A 627-nucleotide genomic window follows, 5' to 3' on the forward strand; every position below is an offset into this window, starting at 1 on the left:
TTGGCCTCCGACTTTCGCCCTGCCCGCCGACCCGCTGCTGCGCAGGGCCACCACCCGCGGCGCGCGGCGGACCTGGGACCGCCTTCGCGGGCGCCGCGTCGTCGAGCCCGTCGCGGACCCCGATCAGGATCCGGTCGAGCCCGACCGGTGAGCCGGAGGATCGGTGCTAGGAGCCTGAGCCGATCCCGGGGACGCGCTCGAGGGTCTCGTCGAGCCGCTGCTGGAACTGGTCTTCGCAGGCTGTGGTCGCCGAGATGGTCAACGCGTCCCGCAGGCAGGACTGCCGCTCCATCTGCACGGGCCACAGCGCGAGCATCGTGACCAGGGACAGCGTGAGGAGCGCCGCGAGCCCGAGGCCGAACCCCAGGATCGCGACCAGGGCGCCGCGCAGCCCGCTGCGCCAGACGGCGCGCAGCGCGCGGATGCCCAGCACCACCGCACCGAGGGCGAAGGCCAGGGCGGCGGCCTGCCACGGCAGCGGCAGCGAGACCGCGAGGATCGTCGCGAGCATCATCAGCCCGAAGTGCATGACCTGCCGGCTCGCCTCGCGGGCCGCCTCAGGGTCCACCGGGGGGCGGGGCGCGGGGGTGTGCTGCCCGGGCTCGTGCTGGCCCGGGCCCTGCTGAC

Annotated in this window: 1 protein-coding gene; it reads right to left on the minus strand. The window is 75.3% G+C overall.

Annotated features, from left to right (window positions below):
• Positions 1–166 precede the first annotated feature (166 nt).
• Positions 167–627, minus strand: a 461-nt coding sequence (locus L0B03_RS18840; RefSeq protein WP_250448645.1) for a hypothetical protein, incomplete at its 5' end; no start/stop codon positions are given.

The organism is Actinotalea sp. C106 (assembly GCF_023630195.1).
Taxonomy (GTDB): domain Bacteria; phylum Actinomycetota; class Actinomycetes; order Actinomycetales; family Cellulomonadaceae; genus Actinotalea.